The organism is Rhodanobacter sp. FW106-PBR-R2A-1-15, assembly GCF_058789735.1.
Genome location: NZ_JBYTEM010000009.1, coordinates 79,252 through 86,209 on the forward strand (window position 1 = coordinate 79,252; position 6,958 = coordinate 86,209).

A 6,958-nucleotide genomic window follows, 5' to 3' on the forward strand; every position below is an offset into this window, starting at 1 on the left:
CCACGGAGGCTTCGGGGCGAAGAAGATGCTGAAAAGCCGACAGTTTGCTCACTTTGAGATGAACGTCATCTTCATCCGCCTACCCGGTAGTTGCCGCTTAACGGCTAGAATTACCGGCTCGATCCTCATCCAGGTAGCCCGTCCGGCGGGTTGGGAGAAACAGAGCGATGAAAAGCGGCAAGCAACGCAGTGAACAGGGAATGGGCACCCGTGCGATCCATGCCGGCCAGCATCCGGACCCCAGCACCGGCGCCATCATGACGCCGATCTATGCCACCTCGACCTATGTGCAGGAGAGCCCGGGCAAGCACAAGGGTTACGAGTATTCGCGCACGCAAAATCCTACGCGGATGGCCTACGAGCGCTGCGTGGCGGATCTGGAAGGCGGCGTGGCCGGCTTCGCATTCGCCTCCGGCCTGGCCGCGGCATCGACCGTGCTGGATCTGCTCGACTCGGGCAGTCACGTGATCGCGATGGACGACCTCTACGGCGGCACCTACCGTCTGTTCGAGAAAGTGCGTCGCCGCTCGGCTGGACTGGACTTCAGCTTCATCGACCTCAACGACATCGGCGCGATGAAGGCAGCTTTGAAGCCGAACACGCGGATGATCTGGGCGGAGACGCCGACCAATCCGACGCTCAAACTGGTCGACCTGGTCAAGGTCGCGGCATTCGCGAAAAAACACGGCCTGATCCTGGTGGTCGACAACACATTCTGCTCGCCGATCATCCAGCGTCCGCTGGAATACGGCGCGGACCTGGTGCTGCACTCGGCTACCAAATACCTCAACGGCCACTCCGACATGGTCGGCGGCATCGTAGTCGCCGGTAGCAAGGAGCTGGCCGAACAGATGGGCTTCCTGCAGAACTCGGTGGGTGCTGTCGCCGGTCCATTCGACTCCTTCCTCGCCATGCGCGGCCTGAAGACCCTGCACCTGCGCATGAAGGCGCATTGCGAGAGCGCACTGGAGTTGGCGAAATGGCTGGAGAAGCATCCGGCGGTCGGGCGGGTGATTTATCCGGGTCTCAAGAGCCATCCGCAGCACGCGCTGGCGAAGCGCCAGATGGACGGTTTCGGCGGCATCATCTCGATCGAGGTGAAGGGCGGTCTGAAGAAGGCCCGACGCATGCTCGAACGTTGCGAACTGTTTGCCCTGGCCGAATCACTCGGCGGCGTCGAAAGCCTGATCGAGCATCCGGCGATCATGACCCATGCCTCGGTGCCGGCTGCAAACCGTAAGCGGCTGGGAATTAGTGATGGACTGATTCGTTTGTCGGTGGGTGTAGAGAACCTTGCTGATCTCCGTGCCGAGCTTGCACACGCACTGGTTGGTTGAAATGCGTTCCATCGGTCCCGCGAAACTTTGGTGTATCCCGGAGCGGTTGTGAGAAACGACTCAGCTTATGGTCGTGGGGTGGCATTGCTTCGTCTTGGAGTGTGGATTCGCCAGCAGGGATGGCTTCGAAGAGCCTACAGGCTCTTTCCGGAGCACTTGCGCAATCGCGTGTCGCTGATGCTGGCTACTCCAGCGAGAAAACGTGTGAGCTTCCCGCGTACCCCAGCTTGGGACTGGGTTCCTCCAAAAAGTTCGAAGCGACCGAGCAGTGTCCCGTTGCTCTCGGATTCGGCTTTTGGCAGCAGCACGGGCGTCAACATTTTTGCCTATTTTCGCGGTCAGTTCGGGCTCGGAGAGGGTGCACGTCTTTATACACGTGCACTGATCGATGCAGGTTATCCGGTTGCGTTGTTCGATATTGAGTTGCAACTTCCGCATGGTTTGAATGACAGTAGTCTTGATGATTATCTTGGCTTCGAAACACCGTATGGCATTCATCTGCTATTTGTGAATCCAGATTACTTGGGGGATTCACTTGAAAGAATCGGCAAGGCCAGGCTCTCTAGCGGCTACGTAATTGCATGTTGGTTCTGGGAGCTAGAGGTGATTCCACCTGAGTGGCTCCCTGCGTTGGATATGGTGGATGAGATCATCGTGTCCTCCGCGTTCGTTGAAGCAGCATTTCGGCGATTTACCGATAAACCGATCTTCCGTGTTCCGCTTCCGTTGGGTGATGTGCCCGATAGTGGGCTGACACGTGCGGATTTTGGCCTAAGCTCAAGTACCTTCATTTTTCTGGTCACGTTCGATTTCAATTCCTGGCTCGATCGCAAGAATCCGTTCGCCGCTATCGAAGCATTTATTCGCGCGTTCCCCCGCGAGCGAAATGATGTCCAATTATTGGTCAAATCGAGTAACGGGTACCGGTATCCCGAACCATTTTTTCGTCTGCTTAAAGCGGTCGGTGAGGATCACCGCATCTTGATACGTGACGAAGTGATCGATCGCTATCACGTGCAAGCTATGCAGCGATGCGTTGACGCCTATGTCTCCCTGCATCGGGCAGAGGGCTTTGGGCTTGGCTTGGCGGAAAGTATGCGCCTTGGCAAGCCCGTAGTGGCGACCGGATGGTCGGGAAACATCGATTTCATGAACGAGAGAAATAGCCTGCTCGTCGATTACAAACTGGTTCCCGTTGAAGTCGGGCAATATTCGCACACACAGGGACAGCGATGGGCCGAGCCAAATATCGAACAAGCCGCAACCTACATGCGCCGGTTAGTCGATGAGGCAGGACTTGTGGAGCGGATTGGAGATCGGGCTCAAAAGGATATTCGTGAAAAGCTATCGTCGCAGATTGTAGCGGGCCGCCTCATCGGTCGGCTAACACGCATCCACCGTGCCCGCGACCATATAACGACAAAACCATCATGCCTTCCCGGTTCGCCATGAAGGTCGTGGCCATCCTAGTGTAAGCGATGGAAATGTCCGTAACCAGTGTAAATTTTCCCGAAAATGAATTCCCCAATGAATCCACATTCAATTCATCGTATAAATATACTCGAGCTATTTGGCAGTCTACGGAGAAACCGTCAGCTGATCTTCAAGATGACTCAGCGCGATGTCGTGGGCCGTTACAGTGGGTCCATGCTCGGTTTGGCTTGGTCGTTCTTTAATCCATTACTGATGCTGGTGATCTACACGTTCGTATTTTCCGTTGTGTTCAAATCGCGTTGGAGTACCAGCGCTGGCGAAAGCAAGGCCGATTACGCGATGCTGCTGTTTGTCGGCATGATCGTGCATGGGCTATTTGCAGAGTGCATCAATCGCGCTCCAACGCTGATTCTGGCTAATGTCAATTACGTCAAGAAAGTTATTTTTCCTCTTGAGGTGCTGCCATGGGTTGCTCTGGGTTCAGCGCTCTTTCACGCCGTAATCAGCCTGGTAGTTTTGCTGTTGTTGCAATTGTTGTTTAATCACAACATGCCATGGACGGTCGTGCTGTTTCCGTTGGTGTTGCTGCCACTGCTCCTCTCGGCAATGGGCTTTGCATGGTTTCTCGCCTCATTGGGCGTCTATGTCCGGGATATAGGTCAGGTCACTGGCATATTCACCACGGCCCTGCTGTTCTTGTCGTGTGTGTTCTATCCCCTTTCCTCATTGCCTGAGAAATATAAATACTTGATGAAACTCAATCCCCTTGCATACATCATCGAACAAAGTCGCAACACACTTATTTTTGGGCGAGTCCCGGATTTTGGTCAGTGGGCGATTTACCTGACCATCAGCATCATTGTTGCATGGCTTGGCTTTGTTTGGTTTCAGCGCACGCGCCGGGGGTTCTCTGATGTTGTTTGACTATCCGCAAAAGATTGCATGCGTGCCAAATCATGGTCTCGTGGGAACCGTGAGATTGAGAGTGTCGGCATGAAACGCACCAACGAGCTGGCCATTGACGTCCGCAACGTCTCCAAGTGCTATCAAATATATTCACGTCCGAGCGACAGGCTCAAGCAGGCTTTGTACCCGCGGGTTCAGCGCACTCTGGGCGGAAAGGGCGGGAACTACTTCCGTGAATTCTGGGCTCTGAATGATGTCTCGTTCAGCGTACGACCTGGCGAATCCGTGGGCATCATCGGACGCAATGGCTCCGGTAAATCCACCTTGCTCCAGTTGATCTGCGGGACGCTTGCCCCAACAGCCGGCACCATCGAGACAAATGGGCGAATCGCGGCGCTACTGGAGCTGGGTTCAGGGTTCAACCCCGAATTCAGTGGCCGCGAAAATGTCTATATGAACGGCGCGGTGCTGGGCCTGAGTAAGGCTGAAATCGTCGAGCGTTACGAGCGTATCGTAGAATTCTCTGAGATCGAGGGGTTCATCGATCAGCCAGTCAAGACGTATTCGAGTGGTATGTACATGCGCTTGGCCTTCGCTGTGCAGGCGCATATCGACGCGTCGATCGTCATCATCGACGAGGCATTGACAGTTGGCGACGTATTCTTCCGCCAGAAATGCTATGCACGCTTGGACCAGTTGCGTGAGGATGGCGCCGCCATTTTGCTGGTCTCACATTCAATGCCGGACATCGAGCAGTACTGCGAGCGAGCGGTACTGCTCGATCAGGGCATGATGCGTTTCATCGGATCGTCTTCCGAGGCGGCGCGGCACTATTACCTGTTGAATCAGCCAAGGCATGTCGGAGTACAGGATGCGATTGCAACTGCGGTCGACCGTGGACTGATTGAAGCCGCTTGTGAGCATGATATTGATCGGCCATCGGCGCAGGCGTTCCTCGATCTGACGGACCGGTCACAGGTTGGCGACGGCCGCGTACGCTGTACTGGCGTAGCGTTGTGCGATTCTGCTGGTCGGCCTAGTGACAGTTTTCGCCAAGGCGACCGCGCGCTGTTTTACACGGAGTATGAGGTGGATGAGGACATCGGGGTGCCGATTTGCGGCGTATTGATCTCCAATGATCGCGGTACCATCGTTCATGGCAAAAATAGCTGGCAGAGTGATATTGATGTTCCGGCCAGCAAGGGGGCTGGCTCACGAATACAATGCTGGCAGGAGATTGCGCTGGATCTCGGTCCGGGTGACTACGTGTTCGAGATCGGGATATCTTCGATCTCGCCGGCCGAATGGAGCCATCGGCGCGTTATTTCCCATGAGCAGATGACGGGAGCGGAAGTTCGCCACTGTCACTTAGTCAATGTCGGTTCATTTTCAGTAGCCTTGGCTATACGCGATAACGTGCCTGTTTTGACCCATCATGGGTTGGCCAACTTGCCGGGCACAATGCGGATCGTCATCACATGAGGGTGGTCGTATCGCCACTTTGCTACGAATTTCGCGTGATCTTATAAAGACCATGAAGTGAACCTTCATGATCAACGGCACCAACGGCTGGCTAGGTTTGCCGGATGCGTCACCAGATCACGTCGCCAACTATTGCTGGAGTGGTGATACTCGTTGCTTCACTCACCGCAAAGCCATCGCTTTTCGCTAACCCCGCGACGATTTGATATTGATATGAATGAAGATCAGTCGACCATATTTCACATTACTCATTGGAAAGCGGGTTCACAATGGGTAAGCAAGATCCTTTCGGAACTTGCGTCGGAGCGCATTGTTCTTGCAGATGAGTGGCAACAGCGCTTCCGGAATGCTGGATTGATACCCGAAGTGCATATTCTGATCCCTCCCAAGTTCAACGGTGGGATCTTTCTGCTGATAGATTGTCTCTGGCACGTGAAAGTGTCTAGTTGGGGCGAGCTGGGTGACACCTTGTATTCCTTTCTCTTGGAAAATCCCAAATTTCCTCTTGCATTTCGCAGCGTCATTGCCGGTTTGCTCGAAATGGAGACCGACTGGCGGTACTGCAGAGGAGCTGTATTCTTGGTCAGAAAGCCTTTGCGAGCCACGACGTGAAGAACTCGAAAATCCCGTCATCTCGAAAACGAAGCAAGCAGGCATCAACGTCGAAGGACTCGATGTCTTCCGGCGGTGAAGTGGCGGAATGTTGGTGCCGCGACAGTCGTTTTGTTGCGTTTGGACCCGACTATCTGGAGTGCCTGAGCTGCGGCACGCTGGTTTCCCAGAAAGGTTTGTCGGGGACTGAATTGCAGGTAATCGACGACGAGCGTGATTACTACGGCAAGCAGTATTGGCTGGATCATCAGCAGCAGGACTTGGACTATCCTGGCTTTGAGGCCCGAACGCGGAGCGATCTGCCCGAGCGCAACCTGCATTGGCTCAGGGCGTTGCTCAAGTATAGGTTGCCTCCATCCCAGGTGATGGAGCTCGGCTGTGCGCACGGCAGTTTTGTTGCCTTGATGCAGCAGGCGGGCTATGTCGCATCTGGTGTCGAGATGAGCCCCTGGGTGGTTGAGTTTGCTCAGAGGACCTTCGGGATCGACGTACGCAGAGGTCCTGTCGAGGTACTCGACATTAGTTCCGGTTCCCTCGACGTGATTGCCATGATGGACGTCATGGAACATTTGCCGGATCCGGTCGCGACGATGAGTCATTGCCTAAGCCTTCTCAAGCCTGATGGCTTGTTGCTGGTGCAGATGCCGAATTTTGAGGAGAGCATGAACTATGAGGAGCTGGTGGCGGCAAAGTCCACGTTCCTTGAGCAATTGAAATCGGATGAACACCTTTACCTGTACAGCAGGCGTTCCACCATCGAGTTCTTCCACCGGCTGGGCGCCGACCATATCCAGTTCGAGCCTGCGATCTTTGCGCATTACGACATGTTCTTTGTTGTCAGTAGAGCCCCTCTGCATGTCAACAGTCCAAAACAGATCGAGTTGTCATTGCAAGCTAGTCCATATGGACGAATTGCGATGACACTGCTGGACATGAAGGAGCGCTACGATCAGACGCCGGGTTTGCTGGCGGAGGTCGCGAGTAATGCTCAGCTGCAGCGTGAGTTCTACGAGCGCGCCGACGAGCTGAAGAACAAACATAACTTGGCGGAGGCAAAGCTCGCGGACTTGCAGAGTAATTTTGATGCGGTCGAGATAGACAGAGCTGCGCGTGGCGATGTGATCGAGTCGCAGGGGCGCACCATCTCTGACCTGCAGGCCCAGGTGGATCAGCGGCTGGGTGAGTTG

6 protein-coding genes are annotated in these 6,958 nt (G+C 54.8%); all 6 read left to right on the forward strand.

Annotated elements, in window-relative coordinates; genetic code table 11:
• Positions 1-167 precede the first annotated feature (167 nt).
• Positions 168-1,337 (forward strand): trans-sulfuration enzyme family protein, encoded by a 1,170-nt coding sequence (locus AC3WTD_RS07110; protein WP_492613357.1) that lies wholly within the window; start codon positions 168-170, stop codon positions 1,335-1,337.
• 177 nt (positions 1,338-1,514) lie between these two features.
• On the forward strand, positions 1,515-2,789 hold the full coding sequence (locus tag AC3WTD_RS07115) for a glycosyltransferase (protein WP_492613385.1): 1,275 nt from the start codon (positions 1,515-1,517) through the stop codon (positions 2,787-2,789).
• A gap of 156 nt (positions 2,790-2,945) precedes the next feature.
• Positions 2,946-3,695, forward strand: a complete 750-nt coding sequence (locus AC3WTD_RS07120) for an ABC transporter permease (RefSeq protein ID WP_492613358.1) — start codon at positions 2,946-2,948, stop codon at positions 3,693-3,695.
• Between the two features lie 69 nt (positions 3,696-3,764).
• The gene (locus tag AC3WTD_RS07125) at positions 3,765-5,159 is read left to right on the forward strand and encodes an ABC transporter ATP-binding protein (RefSeq protein ID WP_492613359.1); all 1,395 of its coding nucleotides are present in this window, start codon (positions 3,765-3,767) and stop codon (positions 5,157-5,159) included.
• A 213-nt stretch (positions 5,160-5,372) separates the two neighbouring features.
• On the forward strand, positions 5,373-5,771 hold the full coding sequence (locus AC3WTD_RS07130; RefSeq protein WP_492613360.1) for a hypothetical protein: 399 nt from the start codon (positions 5,373-5,375) through the stop codon (positions 5,769-5,771).
• On the forward strand, positions 5,768-6,958 hold a 1,191-nt coding region (locus AC3WTD_RS07135), incomplete at its 3' end, for a class I SAM-dependent methyltransferase (protein ID WP_492613361.1). The genes AC3WTD_RS07130 and AC3WTD_RS07135, both read left to right, overlap by 4 nt.

Excerpts from the sequence above, each read along its gene's own strand:
- AC3WTD_RS07125 (WP_492613359.1), top strand. The coding sequence starts at position 3,765 with ATGAAACGCACCAACGAGCTGGCCATTGACGTCCGCAACGTCTCCAAG.
- AC3WTD_RS07130 (WP_492613360.1), top strand. The coding sequence starts at position 5,373 with ATGAATGAAGATCAGTCGACCATATTTCACATTACTCATTGGAAAGCG.
- AC3WTD_RS07110 (WP_492613357.1), top strand. The coding sequence starts at position 168 with ATGAAAAGCGGCAAGCAACGCAGTGAACAGGGAATGGGCACCCGTGCG.
- AC3WTD_RS07115 (WP_492613385.1), top strand. The coding sequence starts at position 1,515 with ATGCTGGCTACTCCAGCGAGAAAACGTGTGAGCTTCCCGCGTACCCCA.
- AC3WTD_RS07120 (WP_492613358.1), top strand. The coding sequence starts at position 2,946 with ATGACTCAGCGCGATGTCGTGGGCCGTTACAGTGGGTCCATGCTCGGT.